We start from the raw sequence: 18,340 nt of genomic DNA, 5'->3' as shown, positions 1-18,340 counted from the left end.
CCACCTCTATTCACTTTTTAGAATTATTTTTCATGATTCGCTTCAAATTCAAACTTAAATCGATAACACCAAGTAGTCCTACAATATGTGTCGTAGGTGTCAGTATTGTACCGATAACCAATAGTAAAATCGTTACTGCATTCGGCAAACCTTTCGCTTTACCAAAGAAATGAATAACACTTAAACCTTGAATATACATTACTAATGATAACACAAGTTGGAAGTTTAAAAGAATGCTCTGGAACACACTCGGTTGACCTGTAAATAATAAACATATGATAACAATAATGTATATCCATAATAAAATACCGCTCATTTGCCACGCGAAAAGTGGCTTAAATACAGGTGTAGCGATTTTAAATTTTCGTAAAATCGGAAATGTAACGATTAAGTTAATTAAGACGATTAAAAATGTAATGATAATGATGAAACCTGGTAATTGAACGGTCGCTTGTCTAAACCCTTCTTCTAATATTTGGGTCATATTCGCATCGGCACCGCTCATCGTAATCGCTTCATGTAATGTTTGCTTGAAAGGTTTTACTATGCTCGCTGATGGTGGAATCCTTCCGAATGTTTGTAGTAACATAAAAGCGATTAATGAAATTAAGCTCATCGCTACTGTTGTTACGTATAATATTCTTTCTTTAGACGTTCTTTCTTTGAGCAATTGACCAATAATTAAACTTGCAATTAAGACTAATATGATGGCACTTAAAACGAAAGTATTACCTAAAACAGTTGTTATAATTACTGTAATAAGTGCACTAATCCCGAAAGATTGTATTGATTTATTCCATAAAACGATACCTGGTATGGTTGCAAATAATGCAAATATTAGTCCTAAACCAGGCACTAGATATAAAGCTAAAGCGACAAATACCAACGCAATCGTTGCAATTATTGTTGCTTTAGGTTGTATTTTTGAAAACACATAAGCCACTCCCATATTTTTAACTATAGCTATTATTTTAACCTCTTTAATGAAAATTAACAATTTATAGATTGTATGCTTCTATTTCATTTAATTGAATAATAACTTTCATGTTTTATAAGTAATTAACATACTCATTTGAATCGCTTTTGTGTGCTTTCATTTTCAACATGATTATTTAATCCCACTACATAGCAATCAAGCTTGATTTAGATTTACAATACATTTCCACTCTCATGTACTCTAGATGTTTTTGAATATGATAACTGTGATTTAGTGGCTTCATTCTTTGAAAATATATATTATTACTTACGCTTAAAATGCTTTAAATTTAAGAAATGATATAAGTTAGGTGCCCAGGTACTAAAGTTTAGTAGGAATCCATCATGCCCAACATTATCAGGCACGAAGAAATGACGATGATATTTAAAACGTTCACCTAATGCACGAACTTGATCATCCGGATATAGCAAATCATCTATGAACCCCATCGTTAACACTTTTGTTTCTAAATTTTTAAAAACATGCGTTACGTCTGTGCGACCTCGGTCAATGTTGTGACTATCCAATACATCTAGCAGTGTCAGATAACAATTCAAATCAAAATGTTCTTTAAATTTATTACCTTGATGTTGTTGGTATGCGACTACTTCATCCGGCGTGAAACGTTCATCATAACTTTTTGATGATCGATATGTCAAAAAACCTAATTGGCGTGCAATACTTAGACCTTCCTTACCACCAAGATGAATGGCTTGCCTTGCAATTTCATTGAAAGCTCTACTATAAGATGATGTTCGACTTGTTGCAGCAAGGATAATGGCTTTATCTACTTCAAACTGTTGATTGTAGAGTAGTTCCATTGCTTGCATACCTCCAAGACTTCCCCCTATTAAAATATTAATCTTATCATAACCAAGGGCTTGTATACCTCGTTCATTCGCTCTGACTATATCTCTTAATGTTAATTTTTTAGGAAAATGAGGGTCGTTTAAAGGTGAACTTGAACCGAAAGGACTACCAATAACATCAAATGTTAAAAATTGATAATCGTGAATGGGTATATATCCCCCATCAATAATTTCTCGCCACCAACCCGGATAATCATCTGTTCCATATGTTAAATGATTGCCAGTTAATGCATGACAAACTACAACTAATGGTTGTCCATGATAACCGACATGCTCATATCTCAAACGCAAGTTATCTATGACTTCCCCAGATTCTGTAATAAATTCCCCTAAATTTAAAGTATCTACTGTGTAATTTGTCATTGTTCTTTCCTCCTTAAACAAAAAAACTTCTCACCCTATTGAAAAGTAAGAAGTCTTTATACTTATCATTCGAGTAACTCGTTGGTTTTAGCACCGTGCTATAAAGTCGGTTGCTGAAGTATCACAGGGCCAAGTCCCTCAACTTCTCACAATAAGAAATATGAAATTGTTATGTGTTAGTTGAGATTCAGTGATGAATTACTTTTATCATTTAAAATGTTGTTATCATTGTCATGCGTTAGCCAAATCGCTTACGTATACACGATTCCCAATCTTAACATAGACGATTTGTATATCAGAATTTTCTGATTACTAACAGTTTACCTAAGTTTAAATATCTGTTCAATGATTTTCAGTTATTTTTAAAAGAAAAATCGTAATGCTGCCATGATAACAATCCCACTAATAATTGTAATAGTTAAACTACGCGTGATTATAGATAAAATAACCGTCGGAATGAGCGCGATAATGTAAGGGATGTTTAATGTATACCCCTCACCATGAGGCGTCTGTTGAATAATGCTGTCAATGACAAGTGCCGTAAATAGTGTGATTGGGATAAATGATAGCCATCGAACCACGACATCAGGCAATTGCACTTTTGAAATCATGATAAAAGGTATAATTCGAATTAATAGCGTTACGATACCACACAATAAAATAAGTATTAACATGTTCATATGAGTTATCATTGTTCCATCATCACTCCTAACGCTGCTGAAATTGTGGCTGCAATTAATATTGCTAGATATGAAGGCATAAACATACTTAGCGATAACATCATTACTATGACGGCAATAATGAGTACTATGTAAATTCTTAATCGCGATTTAGTAATTGATTCAAATTGCGCAATGGCCAAAAAGATAAACATAGCCGTGATAGCAAAATCTAACCCTAGCGTTTGCGGATTTGAGATATATTCGCCAAATAAAGCCCCAGCTACACATGAAATTGCCCAAAATAAATATGCTGTGATGTTAAGACCATGCATCCAACGATCATTGATAGCTTCTCCTTTTAAATAAGGTGTAATGGCGACGCCAAACGTTTCGTCAGTTACTAATGAACCTAATCCAACACGGTTCCAAAACCCATATGTCTTGAAGTTTGGTGCAAGCGACATACTTAAAAGGAACATTCTTGAATTTACGATAAATACAGTTAGTACAATCGCTGATATAGGTGTACCTGCTATAAACAACGCGCACATAATAAATTGCGCAGCACCGGCATATATAACAAGACATAACAAGACAATTTCTAAAATACTAAAGTTTTGAGACGAAGCCACAATACCAAATGAAATACCAACACCGGCATAACCCAATAATGTTGGGATACACTCTTGCACGCCTTGTCTAAAACTTAAATGTGTTGTCATCTCAATTACCTCCTTTGCCACTTTATATTTATATAATTACGAAAAAATAATATACCTAGTCTAATACAGTTCTATACCCTAAGCAATAACATTAGACATCAGTTTGTCTGAGGTTAGACATGCCGGAGTCTTTAGTCAGCTTCATATTAACTTTTTATTTTTGAGAATTTTCAATTTTTTATTTAAGACTACCTCCATATTTTCTATGGATTTGTAGTTGTTTTTAAGTATCAATTTTATAAATTTTTATATCTGATGATGAGTCTGGGATATTGATTCATGTACCACTCCCTTATAATCATCCCCTCCCCCTACCCTACTCCATCGATATAACTCATACTACATATCAACGAAATCAGTATTTTATCGCTTCCTTTCCTATATTAGTGATGCTCAAACTTGTTACGTTTTAGATTGTTTTAGTTCATCATAATTATCCCGTATTGTTGCTATAATGAAATGCGTTCACCCCATTAAACCACAAACTTAATTTATTGTTGTTATGTGCATTGGCTCACTATTATACTTTTACAGCACAAAAAAAGTGGCGACAGCTTCGTCACCACTTTTTAAAATATTATTTAAAGTATCTTGCCCTTGCTTTAAGTATACGTAGATATATACTTTTTAAAGCTTGTAGCTAAAGCCTTTATTTAACTGGTTTTGAAATTTGTGTTTTACCACCCATAAATGGTACTAATGCTTCTGGAATTGTTACTGTTCCATCTTCATTTTGGTAATTTTCAACAATAGCAGCAAATGTACGTCCAACTGCTAAACCACTACCATTTAATGTATGTGCTAATTCTGGTTTAGCTGCTTTGTCACGCTTGAAGCGGATGTTAGCACGACGCGCTTGGAAATCCGTACAGTTTGAGCATGAACTAATTTCTTTATAATCATTGTAGCTTGGTAACCAAACTTCTAAATCATATGTTTTGCTTGCACTAAATCCAATATCACCTGTACATAAAATAACACGACGGTATGGTAAACCTAACTCTTCTAGAATTGCTTCTGCGTTTGTTGTCATTTCTTCTAAAGCATTCCATGAATCTTCAGGTTGTTCAAAACGTACCATTTCCACTTTATCGAATTGATGTAAACGAATTAATCCTCTTGTATCTCTACCTGCTGATCCTGCTTCACTACGGAAACATGCAGATTGACCAGTGAATTTTTCAGGAAGTACACCTGGTTGAATAATTTCATTACGGTAGAAATTCGTTAATGGTACTTCAGCAGTTGGAATTGTATATAATCCTTCTTTTTCTACTTTAAATAAATCTTCTTCAAATTTAGGTAATTGACCTGTACCATACATTGTATCTGCGTTCACAAGCTGTGGTACCATCATTTCTGTATAACCATGTTGTGTTGTATGTTTTGTAATCATATAGTTCATTAAAGCACGCTCTAATTGCGCACCTTCATTTGTTAAATATACAAAACGCGCACCTGAAACTTTTGCTGCACGATCAAAATCAGCCATTTTCAATTCTTCTACAATATCCCAATGTGCTTTGGGTTCAAATGAAAACTCACGTGGTGTACCCCACTTTTTAACTTCAACGTTATCTTCATCAGATTCACCTTGAGGTACATCATCACTTATTAAATTTGGAATACGACAAAGGATACCTGTCATTTTATTATCAATTTCATTTAATTGACTATCTTTTTCTTTAATATCGTCACCTAATGTGCGCATTTCAGCAATCACATCATCAGCATTTTCTTTATTACGTTTTTTTAATGCGATTTCTTCGCTTACTTTATTACGACGTGCTTTCATTTCTTCTGTTGCACTAATTAATTTACGTCGTTGCTCATCCAATTCTAAAATTTCATCTACAACTTTTGGATCATCTCCACGTAATTCAATTTTGCTCTTAACTGTGTCAGGCTCATTTCTGAATAATCTAATGTCTAACATTAACCTTCATCCTTTCCCAAATAATTATCATTTATTATGGAATGACGTACGTCTTTATTTTTTAGAAAATAAAAAAAGACCACATCCCTACAAGGGACGTGGTCTACGCGTTGCCACCCTATTTAACAATTTAAGTTATAAAGATACACTAAACCTAAATTGCACTTCACTAAAATAACGGTTATCACCGATTGTTCTTTTAAATTAAGTAGGTAGATTCATATATATGTTGATTCTTGTTCACACTAACCACAAGCTCTCTGATATCGAACACTATATATTACTTGTCCTACGAACAATGTCTTATTAAGTTATTTTTAATATAGCAAACTATATTTGCTTTTTCAAGTAACGATTTCAAACATCACTCATGTCGATTTAGTGACATGCAGTCGTTTGATAAATTGATTGCTTTAAATACTGTGCAACCGCTTCAATATCTTTATGAAATTGACGATCATGTGTAATGGATGGCACGATACTTCGAAACTCATCATACTTGCGACGTGTTTTTGGTGATAATCCTTCAACACCTTTTAACTCTGCTGCTTGTAATGCAATAACACATTCGATTGCCAGCACACGTCTTGCATTTTCAATAATTTGATAACCATGTCTAGCAGCTGTAGTTCCCATAGATACGTGATCTTCTTGGTTCGCAGATGAAGTGATAGAATCAACACTCGCTGGATGCGCTAAAGTTTTATTTTCAGAAACGAGACTTGCAGCAGCATATTGCATAATCATCGCGCCACTTTGCAATCCTGGCTCTGGACTAAGAAATGCTGGTAAATCACCATTTAATTGAGGATTTACTAGTCGCTCTAGACGACGTTCCGATACGTTTGCTAATTCACTTACACCTAATTTAAGATGATCTAATGCAAAAGCAATAGGTTGTCCATGGAAGTTACCACCTGAAATAACAAACGTTTCATTTGCTTCCTCAAATATAAGTGGATTATCATTAGCCGCATTCATTTCAAATTCTAATTGCTGTTTAACATAATTGAATACTTGAAAACTCGCGCCATGGATTTGTGGTATACAACGCAACGTATATGCATCTTGTACACGTATTTCTGATTGTCGCGTCGTTAATGTTGATCCTTCTAACCAATCACGCATACGCGCTGCCACATTAATCTGTTCTTGAAAATTACGAACTGCGTGCACATCATGTCGATATGCATCTATAATGCCATTAAGAGACTGATGCGTTAATGCAGCAATCCATTCAGATTGGTAACCTAAATCTTCTGCTTCTATATAACTAATGACACCTTGAGCTGTCATAGCTTGCGTACCATTAATCAATGCTAAACCTTCTTTAGCCTGAAGGTTCAAAGGTTGTCTATTTAATTCTCTTAATACATCGTCACTATCCTTTTCTTCCCCTCTGTACAATACTTTCCCTTCACCAATTAATGCTAATGCTAAATGTGATAATGGCGCTAAATCTCCTGATGCACCGAGAGAGCCTTGCTGTGGGATTATCGGTATAATACGTTCATTTATAAAAAATTGTAATTGTCTCACTAATTCTAAAGTGGCACCTGAATGACCTTTTAATAATGTATTCAATCGTAAAATCATCATGACTAATGCTACTTCTTTTGAAAATGGCTCACCTAGTCCACAGGCATGTGAGCGTATCAGATTCACTTGTAATTCATTATATTGCGTCGGGTCTATACGTACATCACTAAATAACCCAAAACCTGTAGTAATACCGTAAACCGTTTCCTCATTTTCAATAATACGTTCAACTACCGCTCTACTTTTTTTGACACGTTCTAACGCATCATCAATAATTTCAATCTTTGATTGTTGTTGTAAAAATGATTTAATATCCTCAATTGTTAGTGTTTCACCATCTAAATATAAAGTCATATATGTTACCCCCTTGTTTATATTAAGTAACCCATCCTTCTTGAAGTATACGTTTTCATTTTTATTGAAACAATGGTTTTACGTACATTTATAACCTATTATCAGAGCACTATTGTAGTGCGTTAAAGGATATTAAGATTGTTGTAAGCATATTTAATAATTTATCTATTGACGAATTGCATATACAGGTATAGTATTTTCTATTGTATTTAACGACAAATAATAATGAATTCAGAAATTTATAATACATTTTGTTAAAAGTTACTATATATTTTTAAAATTGAATAAATTCGGAAAAGGCTTTTACATGGGAGGTTATATCACTATGGAAACGTTAAATTCTATTAACATTCCTAAGCGTAAAGAAGATTCACATAAAGGTGATTATGGCAAAATTTTATTAATTGGTGGATCTGCTAACTTAGGTGGTGCCATTATGTTAGCGGCTCGTGCATGTGTATTTAGCGGTAGTGGTTTAATCACTGTAGCTACACATCCAACAAATCATTCAGCATTACATTCTCGTTGCCCAGAAGCGATGGTTATTGATATTAATGATACGAAAATGTTGACGAAAATGATTGAAATGACTGACAGTATACTAATTGGTCCAGGTCTTGGCGTTGATTTCAAAGGAAATAATGCCATTACATTCCTACTACAAAATATACAACCGCATCAAAATTTAATCGTAGACGGCGATGCGATTACAATCTTTAGTAAACTGAAACCGCAATTACCTACATGTCGTGTGATCTTTACACCACACCTCAAAGAATGGGAACGATTAAGTGGTATTCCTATTGAGGAACAGACATATGAGCGTAATCGTGAAGCAGTTGATCGTTTAGGTGCAACTGTTGTACTTAAAAAACATGGTACTGAAATTTTCTTTAAAGATGAAGACTTTAAATTGACAATCGGTAGCCCAGCAATGGCGACTGGTGGTATGGGCGATACACTTGCTGGTATGATTACAAGCTTTGTCGGTCAATTTGATAACTTAAAAGAAGCGGTTATGAGTGCCACATATACACATAGTTTTATTGGCGAAAACCTTGCAAAAGATATGTATGTGGTGCCACCATCAAGACTTATCAATGAAATACCTTACGCAATGAAACAATTAGAAAGTTAGTCATTACTAATCATTGAATATAGTAAAGCATTACTTTCTAGCATAAAAATAAGACTCCCCTACATATAGGGAAGTCTTATTTTTTATTATTCTTCATCTGATGATTGTTGTATATCTTCTTCAACACGATCCATGAAATCTTGTCTTACTTCAATACGTCCATCTTCATCATTTTCTTCTGAATCAATCACTTCAGTATGAATTGCATTTCCTGGTGTTTCATCATTTACAACCGCTTCACGTTGTTGTTCAGTACCATCTTCAGATACAGTTGAAGTAGATTGCTCATCTTCATTCGTTTCATCTTCTGCATCTTCTTTTACTTTAGCAACCGTTGAAACAAATTGATCATCACCTAAGCGAATTAAGCGAACACCTTGTGCTGCACGACCATTTTGAGAAATATCTGCAACATCTAGTCGAATAATGACACCTGCATTAGTAACAATCATTAAATCTTCTTCACCAGTTACTGTAGTGATACATACAACATTACCATTACGCTCAGTAATCGTAGCTGTTTTAATACCTTTACCACCACGATTTGATAAGCGATAGTCATTAACTGGCGTACGTTTACCATAACCATTTTCAGTAACTACTAATACTTCATCAACACTGTTTGCATGAGCTACATCAAGCCCTACAACTTCGTCACCTTCACGAAGTGTAATACCTTTCACACCCGTTGCTGTACGGCCTAAAGGACGTAATGTTGATTCAGGGAATCGAATTAATGATGCATGTGATGTACCAATCAAGATATCTTCTTGACCACTTGTTAAGCGAACTGCAATTAACTCATCATCTTCTCTGAACGAAATCGCAATCTTACCATTTCTATTTATTCTTGAGAAGTTACTTAATGCTGAACGTTTAACGACACCACGTTTAGTTGCAAACACTAAGAAGTTGTCTTCACTTTCAAGGTCTTTAACAGCAATCATTGTACTAATGACTTCATCATTTTCAAGTTCAATAGCATTCACTACAGGAATACCTTTAGACTGTCTTGATAACTCAGGCACTTCGTAACCTTTAAGTTTGTATACACGACCTTTGTTAGTAAAGAACAATACATGGTCATGTGTACTTAAAGTTACCAATTGACTGACAAAATCTTCTTCCAATGTATTCATACCTTGAACACCACGACCACCACGGTTTTGAGCACGATATGTAGATACCGGCAAACGTTTAATGTAGTTATTATGGCTTAGTGTAATTACTATTTGTTCTTCTGGAATTAAGTCTTCGTCCTCTAAGTCTTCAAATCCACCTAATTGAATTTCTGTACGACGATCATCACCGAAACGATCTCTAATTTCAGTCAATTCATCTCTAACTAACTGTAATAACACTTCTTCATCAGCTAAGATTGCTTCTAATTCACTAATATAATTTAATAACTCATTATATTCAGCTTCAATTTTGTCTCTCTCTAAACCTGTTAGACGTCTTAAACGCATGTCTAAAATAGCTTGAGCTTGTTTTTCAGAAAGTTTGAAGCGTTGTTGCAAGCTTTCCATTGCAACTTTATCTGTATCTGACTCACGAATCGTTGAAATAATTTCATCGATATGGTCAAGTGCGATACGTAATCCTTCTAAAATGTGGGCACGATCTTTAGCTTTACGTAAGTTGTATTGCGTACGTCTTCTAACAACTGTCTTTTGATGCTCTAAATAATGTACCAACGCTTCTTTTAAATTAATAAGCTTCGGTCTACCATTTACAAGTGCAATCATATTCACACCAAATGATGTTTGAAGAGGTGTTTGTTTGTATAAGTTATTTAAAATGACACTAGCATTTGCATCCTTACGCACATCAATAACGACACGCACACCAGTACGTAAACTTGTTTCATCACGTAAATCAGTGATACCGTCAATTTTCTTGTCACGAACGAGCTCTGCAATTTTTTCAATCATACGAGCCTTATTCACTTGGAAAGGAATTTCAGTGACAACAATACGTTGACGTCCGCCTCCACGTTCTTCAATAACTGCACGAGAACGCATTTGAATTGAACCACGACCTGTTTCATATGCACGTCTAATACCACTCTTACCTAAAATAAGTCCAGCAGTTGGGAAATCAGGACCTTCAATATCCTCCATTAACTCAGCAATTGAAATATCAGGGTTCTTACTTAAGCTAAGTACACCATTGATTAATTCTGTTAAGTTATGTGGTGGAATATTCGTTGCCATACCTACCGCGATACCTGATGCACCATTGGCTAATAAGTTAGGGAATCGAGCAGGTAAGACTGACGGCTCTCTTTCATTACCATCATAGTTATCGATAAAATCTATTGTATCTTTATTAATATCACGTAACAGTTCAAGTGTGATTTTAGTCATACGCGCTTCAGTATAACGCATTGCTGCTGCGCCATCTCCATCCATTGAACCAAAGTTACCTTGGCCATCAACAAGCGGATAACGATAACTGAAATCTTGAGCCATACGTACCATTGCTTCATAAATAGATGAGTCACCATGAGGGTGATATTTACCCATTACGTCACCAACGATACGTGCTGATTTTTTATATGATTTATCCGGTGTCATACCTTGTTCATTTAATCCATATAGTATACGACGATGTACTGGTTTTAAACCGTCACGAACATCTGGCAATGCACGAGCAACGATAACACTCATCGCATAATCTAAAAATGATTCACGCATTTCACTGGTAATATTTCGTTCATTTATTCTTGATTGAGGTAATTCAGCCATCAAGAGTTCCTCCTTCAAAAGTTCAGTTCACAGCGCTTAGAAGTCTAAGTTTGCATAAACTGCATTATCTTCTATAAATTGTCTACGGTTTTCTACAACGTCACCCATTAACATTTCAAATGTTTGGTCCGCTTCAATCGCATCTTCAAGTTTTACTTGTAAAAGAGCGCGGTGCTCAGGGTTCATTGTTGTTTCCCATAATTGATCTGCATTCATTTCTCCAAGACCTTTGTATCGTGCAATAGACCATTTTGGTGTTGGATTCAATTCAGATTTAAGTTTATCAAGTTCCCTATCATTGTATACATAATACTTTTGTTTACCTTGTGTCAGTTTATACAACGGTGGCTGTGCAATATACACATAGCCTGCTTCAATTAACGGTCTCATAAATCGATAGAAGAATGTTAATAACAATGTTCTAATATGCGCTCCATCCACATCGGCATCAGTCATAATGACGATTTTGTGATATCTTGCTTTCGCTAGATCAAAGTCGCCACCGATTCCTGTACCAAATGCTGTGATCATTTGACGAATTTCATTGTTATTCAAAATTCTATCTAATCGTGCTTTTTCAACATTTAATATCTTACCTCGTAATGGTAAAATCGCCTGCGTTCTAGAGTCACGACCAGATTTTGTAGACCCCCCGGCAGAGTCCCCTTCGACTAAGAAAATCTCACATTCTTCAGGACTTTTACTAGAGCAATCGGCTAATTTACCTGGAAGGCTTGCTACATCTAACGCTGATTTACGACGTGTTACTTCACGCGCTTTTTTCGCAGCAACACGTGCACGTGCCGCCATAATACCTTTTTCAACCACTGTACGTGCGACTTGTGGATTTTCATATAAAAATCGTTCAAAGTGCTCTGAGAATAATTTATCTACAACTTGACGCACTTCAGAATTACCTAATTTTGTCTTCGTTTGACCTTCGAATTGAGGATCACCATGTTTGATAGATATAATTGCTGTCATACCTTCACGTGTATCTTCACCAGAAAGTCTATCTTTTTCTTCTTTCATAATCTTGCTACTTAAACCATAACTATTTAAGACACGCGTTAATGCACGTTTGAATCCGTCTTCATGCGTACCACCTTCATACGTATGAATGTTATTTGCGTAAGTTAAAAGATTTGTGGCATATCCTGAGTTATATTGAATCGCAATTTCTACTTCAATATCATCTTTAGATTGATGAATATAAATTGGCTCATCATGAATAGGTTCTTTATTTTCGTTCAATAACTCAACGTACGATTTAATACCGCCCTCATAGTGATAGGAGTCTTCTCTAACGTTTTCTTCATCACGTTCATCTCTTAATGTGATTTGAATTCCTTTGTTTAAGAAAGCAAGCTCTCTAATACGCTGCTGTAATGTTTCATAGTTGTATACAGTTGTCTCTGTGAAGATTTCTCCATCTGCTTTAAAACGAATGACAGTACCTGTCTTATCAGTTGTGCCAACTTCTTTTAAGTCAAATTGAGGTACACCTTTTTTATATGCTTGATGATATATAGTCTCATTTCTGTGTACATATACTTCTAAGTCTTGTGACAATGCGTTTACAACTGATGAACCAACACCATGTAAACCACCAGATACTTTGTATCCGCCACCGCCAAATTTACCACCAGCATGTAAAACAGTTAAAATAACTTCGACAGCTGGACGTCCCATTTTTTCTTGAATATCAACTGGGATACCACGTCCGTTATCCGTTACTTTAATCCAGTTATCTTTTTCAATAACAACTTCAATTTGATTTGCATAACCAGCTAATGCTTCATCGATACTATTATCGACAATTTCCCACACTAAATGGTGCAAACCTCTCTCTGAAGTCGATCCTATATACATACCTGGTCTTTTACGTACTGCTTCTAAACCTTCTAATACTTGTATTTGCCCAGCACCATAATTATCCGTGTTGTTTACATCTGACAATGCAGTCACCATCGCTTTCTGTTACTTTATAATTTCACCTTGATTAATACGATACAATTTAGCGTTATTCATGATTTCATGATCAATACCATCTACAGATGTCGTAGTGACAAATGTTTGTACTTTATGCTGAATCGTACTTAATAAATGCGTTTGACGCGAATCATCTAATTCACTGAGTACATCGTCTAATAATAAGATGGGATATTCCCCAACTTCGATATTCATTAACTCAATTTCAGCTAATTTAATGGACAAAGCCGTTGTACGTTGCTGTCCTTGAGAACCATATGTTTGAGCATCCATGCCATTCACATCAAAACTTATATCATCTCGATGTGGTCCGAATAAGCTAATGCCTCGTTCTTTTTCTCTTTGCATATTATCGCTAAGAATAGACATAATTTCTTCAAGTCGTGCCGCTTCATTTTGAGCATAATCAAATTTAAGACTAGGTAAATAATTCAGCGACAACGCTTCTTTATCATTTGTGATACCAGCATGAATCGGTTTAGCTAACGACTCTAGCTCTTGAATAAAATGTGCACGTTTATCAGTTACTTTCATTGCATATTCAGCAAACTGCTGATTTAATACTTCCAACATTGTTAAGTCCTTTTTTTGGCCTAATTGTAACTGCTTTAAGTAATTATTCTTTTGCTTTAAAATACGTTGGTATTGAGCTAAATCATTTAAGTAAACAGCAGAAATTTGGCCCAACTCCATATCTATAAAGCGTCGTCTTATTTGAGGAGAGCCTTTTACAATATTCAAATCTTCTGGCGCAAATAGAACCACATTGAGGTGTCCAATATATTGAGTTAGACGACTTTGCTCTAAGTGATTCACTTTGACTTGTTTACCTTTTTTAGTTATAAACATTGTTAATGGCATCGTGCCGTGTCTATAACTAAGCTCACCTTCTATTTTAGCATAATCAGCATTAAAACGTATGAGTTCCTTATCATTACTCGTTCTATGACTTTTTGCTAAAGCTAAGGTATAAATTGATTCAAGTAAATTTGTCTTTCCTTGTGCATTTTCTCCAATGAGGATATTCACGTCAGGATGACATTTCAACGTAACCTCATCATAGTTACGATAATTTTCTAATTGGAGTGTATTTAACTTCATTGTTCACCTTGATGAATGATTAAGAAAGAACCAGCATCTTCAGGTAATTCTGGGATATCTATACGATCTTGATGTTCTAACTTTTTACCGCGACGTGTTTCACGCACTCCATTAATTAATACTTCAACGTCTTGCAAGAACCATTTTGCTTGACCACCAGATTCAATAATCCCTTCTGTTTTTAGAAATTGACCTAAATTAATGTCTCCTTCTACTACAACTTCTTGAACCAAAATAATCACTCCATTTCTTTGTATGTCATTAATATATTATACCTTTTTTTGTCACAAATTTCATTTAAAATAGAGGTAGAAACCGTTTACATATAAATAATTAATTCTTATTTTTTGGCAATACTGTCATTTTCAATTTTTTAACGCTATTTAACGGCGTTTAACTTTTATATTCAACTTGTTATTGACTATTAAAATTTTAAATTTAAAGGGCATATAAGCACACTTATTAAATTTTGGATACATTTGTCATAAATTTAATTGGCGTCTTTTATTTGCTGTTTAAAATGCTGCCAAATTTATTTTACATACGCACCTAGAATTATTTTTGCCAAAAAATAAAGGATGACGTTTTAATTAATCACGTCATCCTTTATTTATATTTATTTTTAGTAAGTTCTGATTGGTAAAATTAATTGCGTTACCGAGTCGTCACCTTTTGGTTTTAGAATAAATGGTTTCATTGTACCGAAGAATTCAACTTCAACCTCATCATTATCGATTGCTTTTAAAGCATCCATCATATATTTAGAGTTGAATGAAATTTTCAGGCTACCACCTTCAACATCGTTTGCATCAACTTCTTCTTTTACAGTACCAATTTCTGGTGATGTAGAAGACAATTCAACAACGTCATCACCTGTACTTAATTTAATAACGTTATTACCACCTTCACGCGCTAATAAAGAGGCACGATCAATCGCATGATAAAACTCCCCATTGTCTATACTTAATTTAATTTCATAGTTTTCAGGGAATAAACGTGTTGTATCAGGATAATGTCCTTCTAATAATCGAGAAATAAAGTTCACATTTCCAACTTTAAATAAAACTTGGTTTGAAGCAAAGAAGATATCAATGTCTTCTTCATTGTCAGACATAATTTTATTTAATTCAGCTAAAGCCTTACCTGGAATGATGACATTTTTGTTTTCAGAAACATCTTCTAACTGCAACTTTCTTACAGCCAAGCGGTGTGAGTCAGTCGCTGTGCATATTAATTCATTTTCTTGTATAAGCCAGTTCACACCAGTTAGTACTGGGCGTGTTTCTGAGGTGGACACTGCAAAATTTGTTTGTGCAATCACGTTTTTAAGCACTTTTACCGACAATTGAATTGCGTCATCTCTAGAAACTTGAGGTAATAAAGGATATTGATCTGGATCTAAGCCACTTAAATTAAATTCAGAATGACCTGATGTAATTAATGTCTGGAATTGTTCATTTGTAGATAATTTAACATCTTTACCAGGTAATTTTTTTATAATATCAACAAAGAATCGTCCAGGAAGTACTACTGAGCCTGTTTCTGAAATATTGACAATATCTTCGCCATCTACAGTTTTAGGAATAGTGATTTCTATTGAAATTTCAGAGTCTGAACCAGTTAATATAACTTCATGTTCTTTCGCATCGATTTTGATACCAGTTAATATAGGTAATGTTGTTCTTGGTGAAATAGCTTTTAATGTGTCATTTAATTGTGTAATAAAATAATCTCTTTTAATAGTGAATTCCATCATTAATTAAAACTCCTTCCAGTCGTTTATATATAATTATATAGGTTTTAAGTTCTTAGTAATAGTAGTAGGTGCTGTGGATTGGTGGATAAGTCTTAAAAACATAGATTTGGCGAAGTTATACACATGTTGATAACTTGTGTATGGTGTGTATGACTTTTAAACATTATCCACAAAATGAGTTTTGCTCATCTTGCCACATTAGCATATAGAAATGTAAAAAATGATTGTTATCATTAGTGCTGTTATATAACAGATTACATTTCCCAAAGTTTCCTACTTATACATTTCTTATTTCTTTTTCAAGATTCTCTACTTCTTGTTTAAAAATAGGATCTTCTTTTAAATCTTTAGATATTTTTTCATGAGCATGAATGACGGTCGTATGATCACGCCCACCAAATTCTTCACCAATTTTAGGTAATGAGAAATCTGTAAGCTCTCTAGACAAGTACATAGCTATTTGACGCGGATATGCAATTGACTTTGTACGTTTTTTTGCACTGAAATCTTCAATTCTAACATTATAGTACTGGCCTACAATTTTTTGAATATCTTGGATGGTAATCTTTTTAGATTTTGGTGCTTGAATGATATCTTTTAAAGCTTCAGCAGTTAATTCAGTTGTAATTGGTTTTCCTAATAATTGTGAATATGCAAGTAAACGTGTTAATGCACCTTCTAATTCACGAATATTAGATTGAATTTGATTTGCTATATAATTTAAAGCTTCTGGTGGAATATCTAATTTTTCTTCTTCAATTTTCTTCTGCAAAATTGCCATTCGAGTTTCATAATCTGGTGGCGTAATATCAACAATTAGCCCCCATTCAAAGCGTGAACGTAATCGGTCTTCTAATTGTGCAATTTCCTTTGGTGGTCGATCACTCGAAATAACTATTTGCTTGTTATTCTGATGCAATTCATTAAAAGTATAGAAAAATTCTTCTTGTGTTTGTACCTTGTTTTGTATGAACTGAATATCATCGATTAATAAGACGTCGATATTACGATATCTTTCTCTGAAAGCTTCACCTTCGTTATCACGAATTGATTTAATAAATTCATTTGTGAATTTTTCACTTGATGTGTAAATCACTTTGGCATCTGGATTATTATCTAAAACATGATGACCAATGGCATGCATTAAATGGGTTTTTCCTAAACCAACACCTCCATAGATAAATAATGGATTGTACGCTTTGGCTGGTGCTTCGGCCACAGCTAAACTCGCTGCATGTGGAAAGCGGTTACCGGGTCCGATTACAAAAGTGTCAAATGTGTTATGGGCATTGAATTGCTCTCTACCAAGCACATGATTATCCTCAGTTGTTTCAGTAGAAGGTTTTGTTGTTTCTTTTGGAGTAGCAGTTTCATTATTACTATAATTTGCTAATTCTTCAGTAGTAATAAAGTGAGGTTTAACTTCATAGCCTACAACATCAAATAAGATTGCTTGGATAATTTCAGCATATTGTTGATTTAACCAATTTGCATTAAAAGGAATACTCGATAATACGATAGCTTCACCATCTTTAATCGTGTAAAGCTCAGTATCTTTTAGGAAAGTTGAGTAACTTACAGCTGATAATTTTTCTTGAGCAATTTCAAGCACTTTTTCCCAAATTTCTTTTTCCGACATAAATTTACTCCATCTTTCTTAAATTTTTAAGTTATACACAAAAATAACAGCCGTGGATAACTTCTAAACACACCATGTTAATAATTATCCACAAGTTAATAACAATCGGTGGATAACTTTATCTTGCTTATTAGTTATGCACAGTATTTTTATGTAAAAATCAATAAATAAATCCTTATAAAATCATGAGTTGGACGACTTATCCACACAATTATACTTTTTCAGTTCTCTATATGTCAAATACCTGTGAATATGTTGCTAAAAATAGTATAACTTTGTGTGTAATTTCTAATTATCCACAATTCTGAAAACTATAAATGTGCATAAGTGGATAACTTTTCCTTCTATAGAGTATCTGTTAGTGAGTGTATCAAAACAGTTTGGGAAATAATTTATAAAGTATGTATAAGAACTGTATAAGGTGTTCGAACATTGTAAACACTCATGCTTCGGACCAAACTCATGGTGATGTTATGAAATTTGATTGCTCGCATCGTGTATTTCTATCTTTAATCGATAAAAGTAAAAAAATTGAGCAGTAGT

The 18,340-nt window shown here is 34.2% G+C and carries 13 protein-coding genes, 1 riboswitch and 1 other annotated feature; of the genes, 1 reads left to right on the top strand and 12 read right to left on the bottom strand.

All coding sequences use genetic code 11. The features are described 5' to 3' along the window. Nucleotides 1-10: 10 nt before the first annotated feature. The 6 genes from AA076_RS00065 to hutH all read right to left on the bottom strand — a co-directional run bounded on the left by AA076_RS00065 (nt 11) and on the right by hutH (nt 7,421). Entirely contained in the window at nt 11-949 is a 939-nt protein-coding gene (locus AA076_RS00065; RefSeq protein ID WP_001791710.1) for a YybS family protein, read from the bottom strand. Between the two features lie 290 nt (nt 950-1,239). Beyond that, entirely contained in the window at nt 1,240-2,208 is a 969-nt protein-coding gene (metX, locus tag AA076_RS00060; protein ID WP_000186481.1) for a homoserine O-acetyltransferase MetX, read from the bottom strand. 59 nt (nt 2,209-2,267) lie between these two features. Continuing rightward, nucleotides 2,268-2,366, bottom strand: a riboswitch (SAM riboswitch). Nucleotides 2,367-2,570: 204 nt separating this feature from the next. Continuing rightward, the gene (locus tag AA076_RS00055) at nt 2,571-2,900 is read right to left on the bottom strand and encodes an AzlD domain-containing protein (RefSeq protein ID WP_000628050.1); all 330 of its coding nucleotides are present in this window, start codon (nt 2,898-2,900) and stop codon (nt 2,571-2,573) included. Further along, nucleotides 2,897-3,592 (bottom strand): AzlC family ABC transporter permease, encoded by a 696-nt coding sequence (locus tag AA076_RS00050; protein ID WP_000207105.1) that lies wholly within the window; start codon nt 3,590-3,592, stop codon nt 2,897-2,899. The genes AA076_RS00055 and AA076_RS00050 overlap by 4 nt, the downstream gene beginning before the upstream one ends. 649 nt (nt 3,593-4,241) lie before the next feature. Next, on the bottom strand, nt 4,242-5,528 hold the full coding sequence (serS, locus tag AA076_RS00045; RefSeq protein ID WP_000884334.1) for a serine--tRNA ligase: 1,287 nt from the start codon (nt 5,526-5,528) through the stop codon (nt 4,242-4,244). A gap of 89 nt (nt 5,529-5,617) precedes the next feature. Continuing rightward, nucleotides 5,618-5,827, bottom strand: a binding site (T-box leader). Between the two features lie 79 nt (nt 5,828-5,906). After that, the gene (gene hutH / locus AA076_RS00040) at nt 5,907-7,421 is read right to left on the bottom strand and encodes a histidine ammonia-lyase (RefSeq protein WP_000177464.1); all 1,515 of its coding nucleotides are present in this window, start codon (nt 7,419-7,421) and stop codon (nt 5,907-5,909) included. 325 nt (nt 7,422-7,746) lie between these two features. On the opposite strand from hutH, the gene AA076_RS00035 reads away from it, so the two are divergent. Continuing rightward, the gene (locus AA076_RS00035; protein ID WP_000449218.1) at nt 7,747-8,559 is read left to right on the top strand and encodes an NAD(P)H-hydrate dehydratase; all 813 of its coding nucleotides are present in this window, start codon (nt 7,747-7,749) and stop codon (nt 8,557-8,559) included. A gap of 86 nt (nt 8,560-8,645) precedes the next feature. Here AA076_RS00035 and gyrA read toward each other — a convergent pair whose 3' ends face one another. The 6 genes from gyrA to dnaA form a co-directional block, all read right to left on the bottom strand. After that, complete coding sequence (gene gyrA / locus AA076_RS00030; RefSeq protein WP_000819084.1) at nt 8,646-11,309, bottom strand: DNA gyrase subunit A; 2,664 nt, start codon at nt 11,307-11,309, stop codon at nt 8,646-8,648. A gap of 36 nt (nt 11,310-11,345) precedes the next feature. Next, on the bottom strand, nt 11,346-13,280 hold the full coding sequence (gene gyrB, locus AA076_RS00025) for a DNA topoisomerase (ATP-hydrolyzing) subunit B (RefSeq protein WP_000255586.1): 1,935 nt from the start codon (nt 13,278-13,280) through the stop codon (nt 11,346-11,348). Nucleotides 13,281-13,289: 9 nt separating this feature from the next. After that, entirely contained in the window at nt 13,290-14,402 is a 1,113-nt protein-coding gene (recF, locus tag AA076_RS00020; protein ID WP_000775113.1) for a DNA replication/repair protein RecF, read from the bottom strand. After that, nucleotides 14,399-14,644 carry a S4 domain-containing protein YaaA gene (yaaA, locus tag AA076_RS00015; protein WP_001789359.1) on the bottom strand — a complete coding sequence of 82 codons (246 nt, stop codon included), beginning with the start codon at nt 14,642-14,644 and terminating at the stop codon, nt 14,399-14,401. Before yaaA ends, recF begins: the two co-directional genes overlap by 4 nt. 380 nt (nt 14,645-15,024) lie before the next feature. After that, nucleotides 15,025-16,158 carry a DNA polymerase III subunit beta gene (gene dnaN, locus AA076_RS00010; protein ID WP_000969811.1) on the bottom strand — a complete coding sequence of 378 codons (1,134 nt, stop codon included), beginning with the start codon at nt 16,156-16,158 and terminating at the stop codon, nt 15,025-15,027. 277 nt (nt 16,159-16,435) lie between these two features. Further along, on the bottom strand, nt 16,436-17,797 hold the full coding sequence (gene dnaA / locus AA076_RS00005) for a chromosomal replication initiator protein DnaA (protein WP_001290433.1): 1,362 nt from the start codon (nt 17,795-17,797) through the stop codon (nt 16,436-16,438). Nucleotides 17,798-18,340 lie beyond the last annotated feature (543 nt).

It is taken from the genome of Staphylococcus aureus, from assembly GCF_001027105.1.
Classification (GTDB): domain Bacteria; phylum Bacillota; class Bacilli; order Staphylococcales; family Staphylococcaceae; genus Staphylococcus; species Staphylococcus aureus.
The sequence above is the reverse complement of the archived record's forward strand: the minus strand, read 5'-3'. Positions and strand labels throughout refer to the sequence as shown.